The following is a 19281-nucleotide window of genomic DNA, read 5'->3' as shown; positions in this document are numbered from 1 at the left end:
GGATTAAACAAAACACCATCAAACAACGTCGCTTGCAACATCAACAACAAGCGGCATAATATCAATAAATGATGAGCCAAACACTCACATCATAACGTGCTCAAGTTGAGACAAATGTTCTGACGACGGACAGTTCCTATACAACTACAAATATTGCGCGGCAGCCCAGCCGCTGGCCCAGGCCCACTGGAAGTTATAGCCGCCGAGCCAACCGGTTACGTCCACACATTCGCCAATGAAATAGAGACCCGGTTGCGTCTTAGCCTCCAGCGTTTTGGAGCTTAACTCATCCGTGCTGACACCGCCGCGGGTTACCTCGGCTTTCGCAAAACCTTCCGTGCCGGATGGTGTTACCTCCCACGCGGTGAGCCGTTTTGCCACGGCCTCAAGCGCCGCGTTTGAGAATGACCCCATGGTCCCAACCCAGCTTTCCGCGATGGCGTCCGCGAGGCGCGCTGGCAACTTCTCAGTCAACGCGGTTTTCAAAGCCGCTTTTGGCCGCACCTCCCGCATATCCTTGAGCCAACCGACAACATCAGCGTCATCGGGCAGCAAGTTAATAAGCACCGGCACACCCTCGTCCCAATAGCTGGATATCTGGAGGATCGCAGGCCCCGATAGGCCGCGATGGGTGAAAAGAAGGCTTTCCCGGAACGCCGTTTTGCCAATGCTCACGCGTGACATTGCCGCCACCCCCGCGAGCGGTTTCATGAATGCAAGGTCAGTGTCACTGAAGGTAAAGGGCACAAGGGCCGGTACCGGGGTATTGACCGTAAGGCCAAACTGCCGCGCAATATCGTAAGCGAAACCGGTTGCCCCCATTTTGGGGATAGAAAGCCCGCCTGATGCAATCACAAGCTTGTTGGCCCTTACCGGCCCTGCAGTCGTCGCAAGCGTATAGCCATCAGACCCAAATGTGACCGACTTTACGCTCACACCACACCGCACCTCTGCGCCCACGCTTTTACATTCATCCAGCAGCACTTCAAGGATGCGCTTGGCGCCCTGATCACAGAAAAGCTGGCCGAGTGTTTTCTCGTGCCAGGTAACACCGTGCCTCGCCAGAATGTTCATGAAATCCCACGGCGTGTAGCGGCTGAGCGCAGACTTGGCGAAGTGCGGATTATCGCTAATATAGGAGCTGGCCACAGCATCTTGGTTGGTGAAATTGCAGCGCCCGCCACCTGAAATCAGAATCTTGGCACCTGGCTTTTTGTTATGCTCAACAAGCAGTACCGAACGCCCACGGCCACCCGCTGTGAGCGCGCACATCAAACCGGCTGCACCGCCACCAACAATAACAACATCAACGTTTTCTAGAGCTTCATCAACCAATGCGCGATCCTTTACCCCTTCCTGCAGCCAAAAACTGCACGGAACGCGCTATTTATATAACGATTCGGTTGATCACAAGAATTCTAACGCTACTATCGCGCATAGGGGGAGGTGACGCCGGTAAAAAAGTCACCATAAAATCCGTAACTCTTTAAGGTTCGTTAACCGTGATATGCAATCTATTGAGCAGGTTAGCTTAAAACTTTAAGAGCTGAGTTCGCGAAATTACAAGGGGCACTCCACAATGGCGGCGCTTGACAATATCCTGCAAAATAAATTTTTCAGCATTCGTAATCTTTTGCTGGCGGTAACCGCTACGCTGATGGCCATCGTTATCACGCTGACCTACCTGCGTATGGACGGTGCGCTTGAAAACAGCGCGCGCGCAGAACGGTCAATGGAAATCAACCAGGCCATTGATGGGATTCTCCAGCTTAAACTGGCACTTAGTGGGGAACGGAGCGCCACCTACGCGGGATATGGCTTCAAAGGCCCGGCCGATGGCTACCTGACCAATATGATAAGCAGCAACCGGCGCGTGGTAGAAAACGCGTATGAAGACGTTGCAGCCCGCCTTGACGAATTGCCCCCGTTTGATGGGGAAGACTTCAACCCAGCCATCTACGAAAACGTAGTGGCAAAGTTTGAAGAATCGAAACAGAAATTCCGCGACGCCTACGGTGAATACGAATCAAAACTGGCCCAAATCGACCAGGACCTTGACGCGATGTCTGACGCCCGCGAACTGCGCAGCCGCGACGCAACCAAGGTTATGAACAATCTGATTGAAGCAGCACTGAATGTCCGTTTTGCCCTAGAGGAAAACTATGATTTTGGTGATGACCGCATTTCTCTCGTGATCCGGCTCAAGCATCAGCTGTGGCAGATGATTGAATATGCGACGCTTGAATCCGCCATTCTTGGTGAAAACGTTGCGTCGGGCGAAGAAATCTCTGCCGTGAAACAGTCTCTCGGCTCACAATATGTTGGCCGCGTGCAAGCGGCGTGGGATCAGGTGCGTTCGATTGCCAACTCTGGTTCTGTGGTGAATGAAAACACCACACCAGAAGAACGCAAGGCCCAGCTTGAAGCTATTCAGGCCGCCTTTTTTGACGAGTTCGCGAACACCCGTTTTGCGCTTTATGACCTTTCCGCCGATCCATCTATGGACGACGAAGGCAATATGTATGTCGACTACGGCATGACAGCCGCTGAGTGGATTCAGGAAGCGTCAAAAGCAACGGCGCCTGTGAACAGCATGGCAAACTATGCCGGTGCGCTATCAAAAGAGCTGAATGAAGCCGCTGTGGGTGCTGCAACTGGCAACGTAACTGTCGCCGTGATCCTGATGATTTTTGTGCTCGCGATTGGCGGTGTGGCCTTCTGGGTTGTGATGTTCAAAGTGGTTCGCCCGGTGAACGCGCTTTCCGACACCATGATGGTGCTTGCACAAGGCAAACTGGAAGTTGATGTACCTTATACCGATGGCGGCGACGAAGTTTCCGACATGGCGCGGTCCGTGCAGGTATTTAAGGAAAACGCGGTTGAGCGGCAGAAACTTGAAGCCGAGCAGCGCGAGCGTGAAGAGCAAGAGCGTATACGCTCTGAAGAAGCTGAGCGCCGCAAGCGTGAGGAAGAAGAAGAAACCCGCCGCCGCGAACAAGAGCGTGAGGAAAAAGCTCGCGAGGAACGCCGGGCAGCGATGCTCGACCTTGCGGACAAGTTCGAAGCCTCTGTTATGGCTGTTGTGCAGGGTGTTTCCAACTCCGCAGCTGAGATGGAAGGTGCCGCACGCGGCATGGCTGAAACCGCTGATGACACCTCCAAGAAGTCGGAAGTGGTGGCAAACGCAGCCCAGCAAGCCAGCTCTAACGCACAGATGGTGGCAAGCGCCGCAGAAGAGCTTTCGGCGTCTGTTCGGGAGATCACAGGCCAGACCAACCAGTCGTCTGCATCGGCACGCGACGCTGTGAACCGTACCGAGAACGCCGGTAAAGACGTTGCTGAGCTTGTGGATGCTGCGCAGAAGATTGGCGACGTGGTGAAGCTTATCAACGATATTGCCGAGCAAACCAACCTGCTTGCACTCAACGCCACTATTGAGGCGGCCCGCGCGGGTGATGCGGGCAAGGGCTTTGCGGTTGTGGCCAGCGAGGTGAAATCACTCGCGAACCAAACGGCAAAAGCAACACAGGAAATCAGTGCACAGGTTGAGGGCATGCAGCATGCCACGAGCCTCGCGGTGCGCGCCATGGATGAGATTAAAGGCATCATTGGGGCAATCGAGTCCACATCCGTGTCTATTGCGTCTGCGGTTGAAGAGCAGGATGCTTCCACGCAGGAAATCGCCCGCAACGTTGCCGAAGTTTCCACCGGCACCGAGGAAGTAACCTCAAACATTCACGCTGTGAACCAGGGCGCGACGTCGACCGGGTCAGCAGCGACAGAGGTACTATCGGCTGCTCAACTGCTGACACAGCAGTCCGACGAACTTCGTAGTCAGGTTGAAAACTTCCTTCGCACGATCCGCGAAGAAGAATAGAGATCAAACAAAGGGTGGCGCCGCACGTGGTGCTACTCTATCAAGATGCTAAAGGGCTCATTTTGGTGGGCCCTTTTTATTGGGCGTAACTTGCGCAAACCAAGAGGTATTCCATTACGCCACGGAGCGGGCTCAAGCCTCACGTTTGTTAAACTCCTCTCGATGAGGTCGTGAGAATCAGTCCTCCTTATCTCGGCGCAATAAAAAAGGCCCTTACGGGCCTTCTCGATACAACGACTGTTGCATTGTTTATTGTAGCCGCCAGGCAATCGGAATGACAAACGAGAGGTTGCCATCCGGCAGGCTGGCCGGGGGCTCTGGAAGCGGGTCCAGTTTTTCCATCATCTTCGGGATGACCTTGTCGAGCTGGTCCTCACCCGATGGCTCCGTAATATCGTAAGACATGATCTTCCCGGTGCGATCAATAGTTACCTGCACCTTGGCACTACCTTCAATCTCGCGAGCAATCGCAGAACGCGGGTAGATATGGGTCTTGATAATCTTTTTTACGATCTCGCGCTGCCAGTCTTTGATCTCATCCGCAAACGCAGGCGCAGCATTCAGCAACAAAAGTGCAGCTGCCGTCAGGGCGGCAAACCGCTTCAGTCTCAACGCAATGTCGGTGAATAACACTGCAAAAATCATCCGATTCCTCCTCCAGAAAATTCGTCTCCCCAACCCATTTATAACCGGATCCGGTAAAAACTGTGATAATTATTATGCTTAATCACGCGTTAAGGTTATCACGCACTTAAAGCGCTTGTCACGCTTCTGTTATATCGCCTTCGCAGCCTCTATTGCAGAAGTATAATAGCAAGGCATTTCCCCCTTGCCTTTAGGGACAGGATGGCTATAGTGCGCCCCGCACCCGCACCTTCAGCAGGATATCAGGTCGGGATCGCTGTCTTATGGAGCCGTGGCCGAGCGGTTTAAGGCGCACGCCTGGAAAGCGTGTTGGGGTCCTGCCCCTCGAGGGTTCGAATCCCTCCGGCTCCGCCATCTACCCCCTTCTCAAAGTTGCCCTTCACGAAGTACTTGTGCGGCGGACAAAAAAAGCGCTGCCAACGTGGGCAGCGCTTTTTTAAACGAAACTTTTGAGAGCACCTAATTGGTGTAATAGTTGCTCTTGCTACCATAATAATAGCCTTGGTCTCCGTAGCCATACCCGCGGTGCCGCTTAATATCGACCTGTGTGAGCACGGCACCTGCGATCGGAATACCGGTTTGCTGCAATTGCTTCACAGCAGTTTTGACGATGCCTTTGGCGGTTGCTTCCCACTGCACCACAAACATGATGCTTTCGGCATATTTCGCAATGATCAGAGCATCAGCCACGGCCATCACCGGCGGCGTATCAATCAGCACCAGATCATACTGCTTGCGTGCTTCACCCAGGAACTGGTTAAACTCCGGCCCGGCAAACCGCTTCTGCGGGTTATCGTCACGCTCTGCCCACAGCACATGAACACCTGATGTTTCATCTTGGTAAATCGAACCGCCCGACTTTGCTGCTTTACCGCTGAGCACACTGTTCACGCTGACATATTTGCCTTCATCAAGGCCGAGGCGCTTCCGCAACACCGGACGGCGGAGGTCCGCCTCAACAACCAATACTTTGAGGCCGGTACGCCCAAGGATATGCGCGAGACACAAAGTCGCGGTTGACTTACCTTCCCCCGGAATGGACGAGGTAACGGCCAGCACCTTGGGTGTTGTGCCTCCAGCTCCGCTAAACATCAGCGACGCGTGAATGCTGCGGTGCGCTTCCGCGAAAGAAGATGTCGGTTTTGCAACGATATATTTTTCAGGCCCCCCGCTTTGGAGCACGGCTTTACCCACAAGGGGGATCATGCCAAGCGGCCGCAAATGCAGATCCTGGCGCAGGATGTCCGGGCTACGGTAGCCGTTATCAAGCGCTTCCAGAAGGAACGCGAGACCAACACCAAGCCCCGCACCCGCAAAGGCAACAAGCAAAATGATGAGCTTTTTCTTTGGGAAAGACGCAACAGTTGGAATGTCTGCCTCAGAGATAATACGCGCATCCGCCTGCTGGATACCATCCTGGCTTGAGGTTTCCTTGAAGCGGGTCAGGAAAGTTTGCAGAAGCAAACGGTTAGCCTCCGCTTCCCTATCCAGCTCGCGCATCTGCACCTGCGCCCGGCTCACCGAATAGCTTTCCTGCTTCAGTGCGTCCATATTTTGCTCAAGCGTGCGCACACGGATTGCCGCGACCTCCGCCTCACCACGAATGCCGGCAACAATCTTGTTAATCTCAAGCGTAATCTTGTTTTTGATGTCCGCAAGCTCCGCTTCCACATTCATCATGCGCGGGTGTTTGGGCCCATAGCGAGTGCCCAGTTCCGCTCGGCGGCGGCGCACTTCCGATTCCTGCTCCTTAAGGCGCTGAATAAGCGGAGACTGCACAACTTCAAGAAGCCCCGAATCTTCCACATCGCCCTCAGCCACATTTTGTTCGATCTGTCGCTGGCGTGCCTGAATGCGCGCTAGCTCCGTGCGCGCGGTAACGAGCTGCGTGTTGATCTGTGTGAGCTGCTGCTCGTTCACGAGGCCCGCTGACTGTGTCTGAATAAGTTGGTGTTCTTCGCGGAATTGTTGCGCCGCCTGCTCCGTGAGCCGCACTTTTTCACGAAGCTCAAACACGCGCTCATTAAGCCATTCATTAGCCCTCTGAGTGGCCTCAAACTTAACCTCCAGCTGATCTGTAAGGTAGAGATTTGCCAACGCATTAGCAATACGAGCCGCTTTTTTAGGGTCGACGGACACAAAAGAGACTTCAAGCGTGTAAGAGCGTGGCGGATTGCTTACAGAAAGACCAGCTGCAACATTATCAATCACCTTGGCGCGCACAGCATGAGCGATTTCTTCCGGGGAGCGGGTATCATCTTTTCGCCCCAGAATCGCATCCGTCCAAGCATCAGGCAGATAGCTGAAGGGGTTGAGGTAAGACAGCAAGCTTCTTTTTTGGTTCAGCGCCGAATTGAACTCAGCGTCTTGCGTCAGTTTCAGATTGTCCACCAACTTGCCAACAAGCCGGCGCGACTGAAGTACGTCAATCTCGGTTTTGATCGCGGCCTGATCCGTCCCCACACCTGACATCACAGCTTCAAGATCAACCACACTGTTTTTGCGTGTCTCAATGGCCAGCATCGCTTGGGCCGTGTAGCGAGGTGTGAGCTGGAAAACAATGATGGTCGATAGCACAACAAGAAACACTGCGGTGTTAACGATCACCCATTTCCGGCGCCACAGAACAAGCAGCAGAGACCGGATATCGATCTCGCCATCATCGATAGGAGACGTCGCTGTGTTTTGCCCCGTCGCAGATGCCCGGTGCTCTGGGTCTGAATAGTGATTGTCGTACATGCTTATAACCTAAACATCGCCGGGCGCATCTTCACACGCCTTCAGCCATGGCCTGAAATTAGAAGAAGCGCTCTGGTACGCGAATGATATCCCCCGGCAGTACCAGCGTCGTATCTTCAACGGTGATTTTTTTCTCTACGCCATCAACACGGCGGGTGATGACAATTTTCTTCTCGTTCGCCCGGTAGGTAAAGCCAGAGGCCAATGCAATAGCATTCAGTACCGTCATGCTGTTCACGTAAGGATAGCTGCCCGGCTTTTTTACTTCGCCAAGAATGTAGAAGGGCCGATAGTTCAGCACTTCGATGCTAACCCTTGGGTTTACGAGGTACCCGTCCGCCAGCTTAGCGCTGATAAGCTGTTCCGCCACCGCGAGATCACGCCCACCGATGTTTACCGGGCCGATAAGTGGCAAAGCGACAATGCCCGAACCGTCCAGTTCAAACTCGCCAGACAAGTCATCCTCACCATATACGATGACCCTGACCTTATCGCCGGAGCCAAGCTCATACCGCTCTGCATCCACGATTGGCGGGGTTTCCGCAACCGTTTGCGCATAAACAGTTTGGGCGAGCCCCACAAGGCTCGCCACACATAAGATTATCAAAACACGAAATGTCTGCATTACCTCAACCAATGATGACTAACTGAACACGTTATTGATTGAGGAGTATACTTACCATTGGCCCTTGATACCAACCCTAAACGAATGACGCTGGTAATCTTGACCCTGCGTGGTCGTATCGCGGTAGTCGTAGCTATAACCCGCATTGATGTCGAAATTCGGGTTTAGCAGATATTTCAAGCCAAGTTTTGCACCCCAAAGTTCATCTTCACGGGTGGTCAACTCAAAGTTCTGACGAGTATAGCTTACATCAGCATTCAGAAGCACATTGCGGCGCAATTCATGTTCAACACGCCCGGAGAAGAGCGTCGCCACGATACCAGAAGAGTAAACGTCCAAAGTAGGGTCGTTAATATCTTTACCTTTAATCGTTGTTTCCTCAATCGACCGCTTCACTGTACCCTGGAACGAGGTCAAGCCCGTCGCATTCCACAGCAATTCAGCGCCAAAGTTGATGCCGTCTATGCTGCCAAGCGTATTCGAATCGAAGGCGCGCTTCATGTAACCTACGTAAAACTCACCTTTGGCTTTACCGGTCAGGTCAAATGCAGCACCAGCAACGGCTTCATACCCGTCCGAGTTACGCTGTGGTCCACCGTTCCGCTTGGAATCGTCATACTCGACGCGGTCCATCGAGCCACGAACAAAGGCTTCATAACCATCCGCCATTTCATAGCCAATACGGAGTGTACCTTTGCGACGATCCCTGTCACGGTGCTGGTTATCACGAAAGCCACCACCGTTGAGCGCAACATCATCAAAATCACGTTTCACATACTCAGCGTCCGCTGCGAATGACAGAATGGATACATCGCGCTTGAAGCCAACAGAAGCTGTCATCACAGAAAACTGTGTCGGCTCACTAGCATTACCAACCGCATCCGGCGAACCACGATCTTCATGCTTCTGGTCGTAAGCTACATTGCCATGGAAGTCTGTGCCATAAGAGATGTCTTTGCGGCCATTAAGCCCAAAACCATAATCCTCATAATTCTCGCCACCATTATCAAGGTAACGGCCAATGTCAGCTTTCGCGAAAACTTCAAGGTAGCTGGAGTTCCAGTCAGACACCAGGTTGAAGGAAGGCTTCACCGCAACAACAAAGTCATCGGTAACATTGCTTTCTTCAGCATAAATATTAGAGTTATACTTACCTTCCACACCAACTGTCGGGTAAAAAAGGAAACTGCCCGAGCGGATGCCCGGTGCATCATAATCTGGCCGCGAACGCTCATAAACGGATTTCACCGCATCGCCTTCAGCTGCGGCGTCTTGAGCAAAAGCTGCAGGCGCAAGCGAGGTGCTGCCGAGCAGCAAGGTTGCCAAAATCATGGTCTTTTGATTTTTCATCTATCTTACCCCAGTTGGAGGAGGATGCCGACAATACACGGCATAACGCTATCTTTAAAACTTACGTCAATATACACAGATACTTGTTGATTTGTTTACTGCATTAGAGTGCAGAAGTCCATGGAATCAATAATATTTTGTCTTGTTGCGTGAGTGCAACACTAAAATATTTAGGTTGTCGCCAAAAACCGAACCTCTTCACCCTCAAGCACCACAGCGGTCAGAACACCCGTCGCAAACGCTCCCGTATCCACGCCTATCCGGTTCCCAACATGCTCCGGTTCTTTTACGCCTGTGTGACCATGAACGACACATACGCCAAAATTGTGGCGGCTCTGGGTGAAATCCTGCCGTATGGTTGTTAGATCTTTTGCACGCTGCGCCTTCAAGGGCACACCCGGCCTAAGCCCTGCATGCACAAAAAAATAGTCGCCCAGCCGCCAGCTCGTTTGCAGGTTCTTCAGGAACCGCAGATGATGCTCCGGCATCTTCTGGATCAGCATATCCGACGCCATAAGGATATCGCCCGACAGTTCAGCCGACTGGAGGTCAATGCCATAACTTACGAGCGTGGAAGGGCCACCAACACTTAACCACAGCTGTGCCTCAACCGGGTCTTCCATAAAGCGCAGCATCAGCTCTTCATGATTGCCGCGCAGGAAAATAGGGGTAACACCACGCGCGGCATAATTCGCCAGATACTCTATCACCTCATAGGACTGAAAGCCCCGGTCCACATAATCCCCAAGGAAAACAATATAGGTGTTTTCCACGCCCCAACGGGCGGTGCGGTCTTCTTCAATTTGGGTGAGCAATTTCTGCAAGAGATCAAAACGACCATGGATATCGCCGATGGCATATACCAGCGCGCCCTCCGGTAGCGCCCAATCTTTCATGGGCACTTCAGGTTGCGGTTTGCTTTTCCAGATTTTCCGCCAGAACGTCACGCAGGCAGGCTCCCAAACTCAGTCATTACAATGCTGCCAAGCTATAACAAATAAAATGCGGCACAACAAAAAAGCCGCACAGTCGCATCAGCGCTTTCTCTTGACGGTGCAAAAGCCCGCGCTTGTATCCCCTCTCAAATTAGCTCTAAGGTGTATGAATGGAGGGTCAGGGTATGCGTTCAAAACAACACACAGCACTTGTAACAGGGGGCGGCTCCGGCATCGGCCTTGCCGTCGCGAAGATGCTCTCCCATGAAGGCTTTCGGGTCATCATCGCAGGGCGCTCGTTGGACCGTTTGCAGCAAGCAGTCGCCAAAGCACCTGCCCTGCATCCCCTCGCTCTCGACGTGAGCAGCGAGGAAGACGTCTCCAGGGCTTTTGATACCCTCATGGAATCCGACATGATGCCTGATGTGCTGATCAATAACGCGGGCGCTGCCGCAACAGCACCGCTTGAGCGCACCAGCCTCAAGGTCTGGCAGTCGATGCTTGATGTGAACCTCACCGGGGCCTTCCTCTGCACCCGCGCGGTGCTGCCACACATGAAATCCCAGCAGTTTGGCCGTATTATCACCGTCGCAAGCACCGCCGCCCTCAAAGGCTATGCCTACACTGCCGCTTATACGGCTGCCAAACATGGCATCCTCGGCATGACCCGGGCCCTTGCGCTCGAGCTTGCTGGCACAGGCGTCACTGCCAACGCTGTTTGCCCAGGTTTTACGGACACCGATATCGTGCGCACCTCGGTCCAGAATATTGTGGAGAAAACCGGGCGTAGTGCAAAGGCCGCCCTGAATGAGCTAACCCATCATAATCCGGAAAATCGCCTGATTCGCCCGGAAGAAGTCGCCGATACAGTGCTGTGGTTGGCTGGTGAAAAGGCGAGCGCCATTAACGGTCAGGCTATCGCCGTTGCGTGTGGCGAGGTTATGTAACCACCACCCCACCACATCCACAGGCCAACCTACCCACTCGCACTCGCTTGAGTCCTATTTAATTTAGTGCTAAAATAAATTTCAAGCATCAGGTCGAGGGGTAAGATGGCGAATCATCCGGGCATCACTGAAGCGCAGCAGCGCGCGCTGAGAAGCTGGCTCAAGCTTCTTGGCAGTAGCAATGCCATCCGCAAATCACTGACCGCAAAGATGCAAGCGGCGCACGGTGTTTCCCTCTCCCGCTTTGATGTGCTCGCGAATCTCTACCGTGCGGCCGATGAAGGTGTGCGCCTGTCTGAGCTTTCAAAGCAGCTCATGGTTTCAAATGGCAATGTCACGCAAGTGATGGCCCCGCTTCTGAAAGAAGGGCTGGTGGACCGCAAACCATGCCCTAATGACGCGCGAGCGGCTGTCGCGCGGTTGACAAACAAGGGGCGTAAAACTTTTGAGGCAATGGCGGCAGAGCATGCCTTGTGGGTTGAAGACCTCTTCGCCCCTCTGACCGCCCATGAGCATCAAACCCTGCACAGCCTGCTGGAAAAACTCAGCACACCTGATTTGGATTAAGAGGATCACACCATGGCCGACATGAACCCCAAAACCTTCAAGCCCAAACATTTCCTTTGGCAGTTTGAGGATGGTGTCGCCACCGTCACGCTCAACCGGCCGGACCGCATGAACCCGCTCACCTTCGAGAGCTATGCTGAACTGCGCGATACGTTCCGCGCACTTGTTTACCTGCCGGAAGTGAAAGCGGTCATCATGGCGGGCGCTGGCGGCAACTTCTCATCTGGCGGCGACGTACATGAAATCATCGGACCGCTTGTCAAAATGGACATGCCCGACCTTCTCAAGTTTACCCGCATGACCGGTGATCTTGTCAAAGCCATGCGCGGTTGCCCGCAGCCCATCATCGCTGCGGTTGACGGCATATCGGTCGGCGCAGGTGCCATCATCTCCATGGCGTCAGACCTCAGGCTCGCAACAAAGGACGCGCGCACCGCTTTTCTCTTCAACCGCGTTGGCCTCGCGGGCTGCGACATGGGCGCGTGCGCGATCTTGCCGCGAATCATCGGTCAGGGCCGGGCGTCTGAGCTGTTGTTCACTGGGCGCACCATGAGCGCGGACGAGGGCGAGCGCTGGGGTTTCTTCAACCGCATTGTTGCCAAAAACAAACTGATGGCGGAGGCAAAAGAACTGGCGGCCCGTCTGGCGGCCGGGCCCACCTTTGCGAATGGCATGACCAAAAACCAGCTGAATATGGAATGGGATATGAGCCTGGATGCCGCCATTGAGGCGGAAGCGCAGGCGCAGGCCATTTGCATGCAGACCAAGGATTTTGAGCGCGCCTATCATGCGTTTGTTGCCAAACAGAAACCTGTGTTTGAGGGGGACTGATGGCAAAGCTTATGACAGACAAAACCTTCCTGCAGTGGCCGTTTTTTAACGACCACCACCGAACATTAGCCCACGAGCTGGACGTTTGGGCTTTGGGCACCCTGCCCGCCATCACTGATGCCCCCGGCGCGCATGAGGATGTAGACAACACCTGCCGGGTGCTGGTGCGCGCGCTGGGTGCTGGCGGTTGGCTTCGTTATGCGGTGCCCAAGGCTTATGGCGGTATGTTTGACCAGTTGGACGTGCGCTCGCTGTGCATCATCCGTGAGACCCTGGCCCGGCACTCGGGCCTCGCAGACTTCGCGTTCGCCATGCAGGGCCTGGGCTCCGGCGCTATCTCTCTCGCAGGCGATGAGGCGATAAAACAGGCCTACCTGCCGCTTGTGGCAATGGGTGAAAAAATCGCCGCCTTTGCGCTCACCGAACCTGAGGCAGGGTCGGACGTTGCGCAGATCGCCAGCACGCTTGAAGAGAAAAAGAACGGTTACCGCCTGAGGGGTGAAAAAACCTATATCTCCAACGGCGGCATCGCTGATTTTTACTGCGTGTTTGCCCGCACGGGCGAGGCCGCTGGCGCGCGCGGCTTATCCGCCGTGGTGGTCGACGCGAACACCGATGGTCTCAAGGTCAAGGAACGCATTGAGGTGATCGCGCCGCATCCGCTCGCCCGGCTCAAGTTTGATGATTGCGTGATCCCCAAAGGGAACCTGCTCGGCACGCGCGGGGGCGGGTTTAAGCTTGCCATGCAAACGCTGGATATCTTCCGCTCCACCGTCGGGGCGGCGGCCCTTGGTTTTGCGCGCCGCGCCCTTGGGGAGGCCGTCAACCACACCACGTCGCGGCAGCTGTTTGGTGCCCCGCTCGCAGATCTCGCAATCACGCAGGAGCGGCTGGCGGAGATGGCGCTTGATATCGACGCAAGCGCGCTTCTGATCTACCGCGCGGCCTGGACAAAAGACAGCGGCGCACCGCGTGTCACGCGCGAAGCTGCGATGGCAAAACTTTATGCGACTGACAGCGCACAAACCGTGATCGACAAGGCCTTGCAGATGTTTGGCGGCATGGGCGTCACCAAGGGCGTGAAGGTTGAGGAACTGTACCGCGAGATCCGCGCGCTGCGCATTTATGAAGGCGCGTCAGAGGTGCAGAAACTGGTGATCGCCCGGCAGCTTTTGTCTGAATAGAACACCACCATTTGGGAACTTTGGGAGGGGAGCCCATCACGATGTATAAGAGTGCCCATATCGACACGTTTACGCGGGATAACCTGCCGAGCGAAGACCAGTGGCCTGAGCTGACGTTCACCCTGCCCGCGCTCAACTATCCTGAACGGTTGAACGCGGCGGCCGCCCTTCTGGCCAGTGGCGCGCCGGATGCCCCCGCTATCCTGTGGGCGGACGGCGCATGGACCTATGCGGAGCTGACCACTGAAGCCAGCCGCATCGCGCATGTGCTCACCGCCGATATGGGCCTTGTGCCGGGGGGCCGCGTGCTACTGCGCGGGCGCAATACCCCGATGATGCTGGCCGCCTGGTACGGTGTGCTGCTGGCGGGAGGCGTTGTTGTGGCCACCATGCCGCTTCTACGTGCGCCAGAGCTTGTCACCATCTGCAACAAGGCAGAGATCACACTCGCGCTCAGTGAAAACAGCCTGATGGACGAGTTGGCAGTTGCCGCCAAGCTCACGCACAGCAAGCTTAAAATCATGGGCTTTGGCGATAAAGGCGCGGAACTTGAAGCCCACATGAAAAACAAACCGGCAAATTTCACCCCGGTTGCCACGGCGCAGGATGATGTGGCCCTTCTGGCCTTCACCTCCGGCACCACGGGCCAGCCAAAGGCCTGCATACATTTCCACCGCGATGTGCTAATTATGGCAGACACTTATGCCGCTGAAGTGGTGAAACCGGATGCCAGCGATATCTTCTCCGGCTCACCGCCGATTGCCTTCACCTTCGGGCTGGGAGGGCTTGTAGTCTTCCCCGCACGCTTTGGTGCGGCGGTCGCGCTCCCAAGCGGGCCAAGCGCCGAGGCGTTCATGGACACAATCGAGCGGCACGGTGTTACCATCATCTTCACCGCCCCCACGGCCTACCGCGCCATGCTGGGGCAAATGGAAGGGCGCAACCTCTCAAGCCTGCGGCGCTGTATTTCAGCCGGGGAAACCCTGCCCGAGGCCACCTATCACGCGTGGTATGCGGAAACCGGCCTCAAGCTGATGGACGGCATCGGCGCGACCGAGATGATCCATATCTTCATCTCCGCCCCTTATGATGCCATCCGGCCCGGCAGCACCGGCACACCCGTGCCCGGCTATGAAGCCTGTGTGCAGGATGACGATGGCACTATCCTTACCCCGCCTGCCACCGGGCGACTTGCAGTGAAGGGCCCCACCGGTTGCCGCTATATGGCGGACGACCGCCAGCGTACCTATGTGCAAGGGGGCTGGAACATCACGGGCGATACGTATCACCAAAGCGAAGACGGTTATTTCACCTTCATCGCGCGGTCAGACGATATGATCGTCTCATCGGGTTATAATATCGGTGGGCCAGAGGTTGAGGCGGCGCTTCTCGCGCATGACGCGGTGGCAGAATGCGCTGTCATCGGCGTGCCGGACGCTGACCGTGGCCAGATCGTGAAGGCGTTTGTGGTTGCAGCCAAGGGGTATGAGGGTGATGCGGCGCTCGCGGCCACCTTGCAGGCGCACGTTAAAAACACCATCGCACCTTATAAATACCCGCGCGCGATTGAATTTATTGATGAGCTGCCCAAAACCCAAACCGGCAAGCTACAGCGCTTCAAGCTGCGCGGATAATAGCGAGGGGGATACCCTGTCATTCCCGGCGAGCAGCCTTGGGCGCGAGGGAAAGGAATCCAACTTATAAAGGCCAAACAACCGCCTCACGATTGACTGCCGCACTATGGACCCCCGCCTTCGCGGGGGTGACAACAAGCATGCCAACAAAAAAGGCCGGGGAAACCCCGACCTTTCGGAAACTTTATCTCGTGAGCGCGCGCTGCGCGGCCACAAGCCTTAGGTTGGGCTGCCCGCCTGATCCGGGTTGGGCTCAACGATAACCGGCACAGTCGGTGTTGTGGGTATACGTGGCCGTGGTGGCACGACCCGCCGGGTGGTGCCGGTGCGGCGAACAGTCGGTGTCGTGGGGGTTGTCTGCTGAGCCGTCTGGGTATTGCTGCCGCCGGTCATGAAGCTTGCCACAAGGTTTTGGCTGCCTACGGACGCCGCAGTCTGCTGGATTTGAGCTGAGCTAGCCGGGTCGGTATTCGTCAGTGCTGCAGCCGTCTGGGCGGCGCTGCCGCCGACGTCCGCTTCAACCGTGCTGTCCGCAGCTGCAACGCTTGGATCAGACGCGATCACGATCGCCCCGGATGCGAGCGAGGCCGCCGACGATGAATCAGTGCCAGCAAGCTGCGTGCTCATGGCAGCTACTGACTTGGCAACCTTGGCCACCAAAGCGGCCTTGCCCTGGGCGATCTTGGTGCGGATCAGCGCCTTAATGCCGTCCGTATCGCCCGCTTGCGCCAGCGCAACGACCTGCGCCTGCAGGGTTCGTTCTTCCATTGTCATGGTTGTCGCCTGCGCTTCAGCCTTACTCATCACGCTTGTCGGCGCAACAACCGGTGCCGCAAACACAAGGCCGCATGCCGCTACTACAATTGCCAAACGCATTATCACTCTCCAGTTCAGTGGGTCAAAAAATGACCGATTCTATGTGCCATACACATGAGGCACTGCCCCCCATCAGGCATAAAAAGTTAGGGCCACCATGCCATGGCGGGGAAATATTGTCAAAAATATTAATGTTTCTATTGAGTTACAGGCTGCAACCTAAAATAGGCCACACCCGTCAGGCGGCAGATAACACACTGGGAATGCGGGTGAAAACACGGTGGAAACAGGGGGGGGCGAGTGCATAGTTAAAAAGGCCGGGGAAACCCCGACCTTCCTGAAACTTTATCTCGTGAGCGCAGATTCGCGCGGCCACAAGCCTTAGGTTGGGCTGCCAGCCTGACTGGGGTTCGGCTCAATAATGATCGGCACAGTCGGTGTTGTGGGTATACGTGGCCGTGGTGGCGCGACCCTCCGGGTGGTGGTGCGGCGAACAACCGGTGTGGTCGTACCTGTCTGCTGGTTGCCGCCGGCAACTTGCGTCTGTGTCGTTGGCCCGTTGACATAGCCAATCTGGAAGTCTGCTGACGAGCTCATCGCAACAGTAACCTGAATATCAGATGCCGTAGCTGGGTCCGAGCTTTGAAGGTTAGTAACAACCTGCATCAAACCGGCGCCAGTTGCTTGTACGACCGCCGTTGACAACCCAGACGTACCGGCCACTTTGGCTGAAACGCGCTTGGCTGCGGCGGCAGGATTGGACGAATTCTGCACAATGGTTGCGATCTGCTGCGTAATTTGATCTGCCGTCAGGGCGGTGTTTGCCAGTACCGCATCAATGGCCGCGTCAACGCTGGCTTGCTCTGCCTGAGGCAGCGTGGCAGTCGCCTGAGCCTCCGCCTTATTCATCAGGGCTGTTGGGGCTACCATGGGTGCCGCGAGCACAAGGCCGCATGCCGCTACTACAATTGCCAAACGCATTATCGCTCTCCAGTCAGGTGGGCCAAGGGCCAGTTTGGTCTATGGGTGGAGGAGGCATTGCCCCATCACGCATGAATAATTGATTTAACCATGCCACAGATGGCCATGACTGTCAAAAACATTGATGTTGCAACAACGCAACACCGGCGCAGGCCGGTGCGGCTGCGCCAGTTATGGTCAAATCATTGACAATGCTGAAAAAACGTGCGCTTGGGTGCGCGCTGAGCATCCTTCAGCCACCCCTCACGAACCTTATTCTCAGGTTGGGCTGCCAGCTTGGTCCGGGTTTGGCTCAACAATAATTGGCACAACCGGTGTTGTGGGGCGCGGCGGCGTTTGCCGCACCACAGTGACAACCGTTGTGGTAGACCCGGTTTGCTGGGTGCCGGACTGGCCCGCGTTGTACGCCACCATAAGCCCCGGTGCGCCGCTGCGCGCGGCGGCAGATGCCAAAGCGGCTGCGCCCGCCGGGCTGCGCCGAACGATCTTGGCTTTCACCTGGCCCACATTATTGCCCACGGTGGCGCCGATGCCCGGGTTCGCGCCATACACAGTGGCATTGTCTGCGATGGCCATTGCTGCCAGCGAAAGTGCGACTGCGCTCGATGTATCGGTATCCGCGATAGTGAGGCCCATGGTGGAGATATTGCCCGCGATTGTGGCCAGCATGCCCGCCCGGCCGGCGGCTACCTGGGTATCAACCAGGCTGTTGAAGGCCGCCCAGTTGCCCGCTTGCGCAAGGGCAATAAGCTGAGCCTGTACGGTCTGCTGCTCAGACACGCTTTGAGCCTCAACAGCAGGGCTGAGGGTGGGGGAGAGCGTAACAACGCCGCCCATAACCCCAAAAGCCGCAACCAGAATAACCAATCTCATGTCAGAAAACTCCTTGCACCAATGGCCTTGGGCACCACGCCCGTGTCCGAGTGCAGGCTCGCATTTTCTCATGCGCGGATGGGGCTCGCGAATCATCTTTTCTTGTGCATTTACGCCTGTGGCACAGTCATGGCGCGGATAGGGCCTGAGAGCATGCTTGTGAGCAATTTAATTTAGTGCTAAAATAATTTTAATCATTCAGGCATCACCCATTAGAGCATCACGAGGGGCACCGGGCCGCCATGCAGGTTTTTGAAAGTCATATCGCGGTACGCTTCAAACATGTGGATGCGGCGGGCATCATGTTTTACCCGCGTTATTTTGAGCTGATCAATGATCTGGTGGAGGACTGGTTTGCGAGCGGCGTTGGCGAAAGCTTCAAACAGCTGCATCTTGTTGAAGGCCGCGCGGTGCCCACGGCGCACATTGACGTGAACTTCCACGCCCCCAGCAAGCTTGATGATGAACTGACCTTCGACCTGAGCGTGGCACGCATTGGCACCTCAAGTTGCACCCTTAACATTCACGCCCGCGCAGGCGACGAAGCGCGGCTTTCGGCCACCCTTGTGATTGTGCATATGGATATGCAAACAGGCAAAAGCCTGCCATGGCCCGCGCACACAAAAGCGGCGATGACACCGTGGCTGAATGCACACCAAAACCATAACGGAGAGAACGCATGAAAACCCTGTTGCCGGAAGGCTGGCCAAGGCCGAGCGGATATTCAAACGGCATAATGGCGGAAGGCCGCATGGTTTTTGTGGCGGGCCAGATTGGCTGGATATTTGATGCTCAAACCGGAGACATGGTTTTTGAGGCGGAGGATTTCCTTGGCCAACTGCGGCAAACGCTTGAAAACACGCTGGCCGTGCTGACGGAAGCGGGCGCGGGGCCAGAGCATATCACCCGCATGACATGGTATGTGACAGACCGGGAGGAGTATCTGGCGAACCTTTCCGGCATGGGGGCCATATGGCGTGAGCTGATGGGCAAGAACTATCCTGCCATGGCATGCGTGGCGGTCTCTGGCCTGATGGAGCCAAAAGCCCGGGTTGAGATTGAAACCACCGCCGTGCTGCCGCACGCGTGAAGTGACCGCAGCACTGGCGCAGGGGGTAAACCGTCACTCCCGCGAAGGCGGGAGGCTATACGGCAAAAAAGGGGCCAAGAAGGGCCAAAAAAGAAAGGGTTTCCATGACACCGAATTTCTGGATTCCCTTCCCTCGCGCCCGAGGCCGCTCGCCGGGAATGACTGAAAAAATTGGCCGGAGAACAAC

At 55.7% G+C, this 19281-nt stretch carries 17 protein-coding genes and 1 tRNA gene; 9 read left to right on the top strand and 9 right to left on the bottom strand.

The window, feature by feature from the left end:
* Window positions 1-144 precede the first annotated feature (144 nt).
* Window positions 145-1335 carry an NAD(P)/FAD-dependent oxidoreductase gene (locus ACN0XZ_RS05145; RefSeq protein ID WP_417456636.1) on the bottom strand — a complete coding sequence of 397 codons (1191 nt, stop codon included), beginning with the start codon at window positions 1333-1335 and terminating at the stop codon, window positions 145-147.
* 244 nt (window positions 1336-1579) lie between these two features.
* Between ACN0XZ_RS05145 and ACN0XZ_RS05140 the strand changes: the two genes are divergently transcribed.
* A complete protein-coding gene (locus ACN0XZ_RS05140; protein WP_417456635.1) occupies window positions 1580-3877 on the top strand; it encodes a methyl-accepting chemotaxis protein in 2298 nt (765 codons plus the stop codon).
* A 249-nt stretch (window positions 3878-4126) separates the two neighbouring features.
* Here ACN0XZ_RS05140 and ACN0XZ_RS05135 read toward each other — a convergent pair whose 3' ends face one another.
* Window positions 4127-4522 (bottom strand): TonB family protein, encoded by a 396-nt coding sequence (locus ACN0XZ_RS05135; RefSeq protein WP_417456634.1) that lies wholly within the window; start codon window positions 4520-4522, stop codon window positions 4127-4129.
* Between the two features lie 265 nt (window positions 4523-4787).
* Here ACN0XZ_RS05135 and ACN0XZ_RS05130 point away from each other — a divergent pair.
* Window positions 4788-4876 (top strand) — tRNA-Ser (locus ACN0XZ_RS05130).
* Window positions 4877-4981: 105 nt separating this feature from the next.
* Here the strand turns inward: ACN0XZ_RS05130 and ACN0XZ_RS05125 are convergent.
* The 4 genes from ACN0XZ_RS05125 to ACN0XZ_RS05110 all read right to left on the bottom strand — a co-directional run bounded on the left by ACN0XZ_RS05125 (window position 4982) and on the right by ACN0XZ_RS05110 (window position 10183).
* Window positions 4982-7261, bottom strand: coding sequence for a GumC family protein (locus ACN0XZ_RS05125; protein WP_417456633.1), 2280 nt, complete (start codon window positions 7259-7261; stop codon window positions 4982-4984).
* A gap of 58 nt (window positions 7262-7319) precedes the next feature.
* Window positions 7320-7886, bottom strand: a complete 567-nt coding sequence (locus ACN0XZ_RS05120) for a polysaccharide biosynthesis/export family protein (protein ID WP_417456632.1) — start codon at window positions 7884-7886, stop codon at window positions 7320-7322.
* A gap of 51 nt (window positions 7887-7937) precedes the next feature.
* On the bottom strand, window positions 7938-9236 hold the full coding sequence (locus tag ACN0XZ_RS05115) for an outer membrane beta-barrel protein (RefSeq protein WP_417456631.1): 1299 nt from the start codon (window positions 9234-9236) through the stop codon (window positions 7938-7940).
* 170 nt (window positions 9237-9406) lie between these two features.
* Entirely contained in the window at window positions 9407-10183 is a 777-nt protein-coding gene (locus ACN0XZ_RS05110; RefSeq protein WP_417456630.1) for a metallophosphoesterase family protein, read from the bottom strand.
* A gap of 173 nt (window positions 10184-10356) precedes the next feature.
* On the opposite strand from ACN0XZ_RS05110, the gene ACN0XZ_RS05105 reads away from it, so the two are divergent.
* From ACN0XZ_RS05105 to ACN0XZ_RS05085, 5 genes are all read left to right on the top strand, one after another.
* Window positions 10357-11118, top strand: a complete 762-nt coding sequence (locus ACN0XZ_RS05105; RefSeq protein ID WP_417456629.1) for an SDR family NAD(P)-dependent oxidoreductase — start codon at window positions 10357-10359, stop codon at window positions 11116-11118.
* Between the two features lie 105 nt (window positions 11119-11223).
* Window positions 11224-11685, top strand: coding sequence for a MarR family winged helix-turn-helix transcriptional regulator (locus tag ACN0XZ_RS05100; protein ID WP_417456628.1), 462 nt, complete (start codon window positions 11224-11226; stop codon window positions 11683-11685).
* 21 nt (window positions 11686-11706) lie between these two features.
* Window positions 11707-12516: an enoyl-CoA hydratase family protein gene (locus ACN0XZ_RS05095; RefSeq protein ID WP_417456659.1), complete on the top strand. Its 810-nt coding sequence runs from the start codon at window positions 11707-11709 to the stop codon at window positions 12514-12516.
* Window positions 12517-12527: 11 nt separating this feature from the next.
* Window positions 12528-13700 carry an acyl-CoA dehydrogenase family protein gene (locus ACN0XZ_RS05090; protein WP_417456658.1) on the top strand — a complete coding sequence of 391 codons (1173 nt, stop codon included), beginning with the start codon at window positions 12528-12530 and terminating at the stop codon, window positions 13698-13700.
* Window positions 13701-13741: 41 nt separating this feature from the next.
* A complete protein-coding gene (locus ACN0XZ_RS05085) occupies window positions 13742-15334 on the top strand; it encodes an AMP-binding protein (protein WP_417456627.1) in 1593 nt (530 codons plus the stop codon).
* Between the two features lie 219 nt (window positions 15335-15553).
* Here the strand turns inward: ACN0XZ_RS05085 and ACN0XZ_RS05080 are convergent, their stop codons facing one another.
* The 3 genes from ACN0XZ_RS05080 to ACN0XZ_RS05070 all read right to left on the bottom strand — a co-directional run bounded on the left by ACN0XZ_RS05080 (window position 15554) and on the right by ACN0XZ_RS05070 (window position 18004).
* A complete protein-coding gene (locus ACN0XZ_RS05080) occupies window positions 15554-16210 on the bottom strand; it encodes a hypothetical protein (RefSeq protein ID WP_417456626.1) in 657 nt (218 codons plus the stop codon).
* 321 nt (window positions 16211-16531) lie between these two features.
* Complete coding sequence (locus ACN0XZ_RS05075) at window positions 16532-17131, bottom strand: hypothetical protein (RefSeq protein WP_417456625.1); 600 nt, start codon at window positions 17129-17131, stop codon at window positions 16532-16534.
* Between the two features lie 258 nt (window positions 17132-17389).
* Window positions 17390-18004 (bottom strand): hypothetical protein, encoded by a 615-nt coding sequence (locus ACN0XZ_RS05070; protein WP_417456624.1) that lies wholly within the window; start codon window positions 18002-18004, stop codon window positions 17390-17392.
* A 242-nt stretch (window positions 18005-18246) separates the two neighbouring features.
* Here ACN0XZ_RS05070 and ACN0XZ_RS05065 point away from each other — a divergent pair, with 242 nt between their 5' ends.
* Window positions 18247-18687 (top strand): acyl-CoA thioesterase, encoded by a 441-nt coding sequence (locus tag ACN0XZ_RS05065; RefSeq protein ID WP_417456623.1) that lies wholly within the window; start codon window positions 18247-18249, stop codon window positions 18685-18687.
* Window positions 18684-19094 (top strand): RidA family protein, encoded by a 411-nt coding sequence (locus ACN0XZ_RS05060; protein WP_417456622.1) that lies wholly within the window; start codon window positions 18684-18686, stop codon window positions 19092-19094. Before ACN0XZ_RS05065 ends, ACN0XZ_RS05060 begins: the two co-directional genes overlap by 4 nt.
* The last annotated feature ends 187 nt before the right edge of the window (window positions 19095-19281 follow it).

Source organism: Kordiimonas sp. (genome assembly GCF_048264555.1).
In the GTDB taxonomy this organism is placed as follows: Bacteria; Pseudomonadota; Alphaproteobacteria; order Sphingomonadales; family Kordiimonadaceae; genus Kordiimonas.
This window is presented reverse-complemented; position numbering and strand designations above follow the sequence as displayed.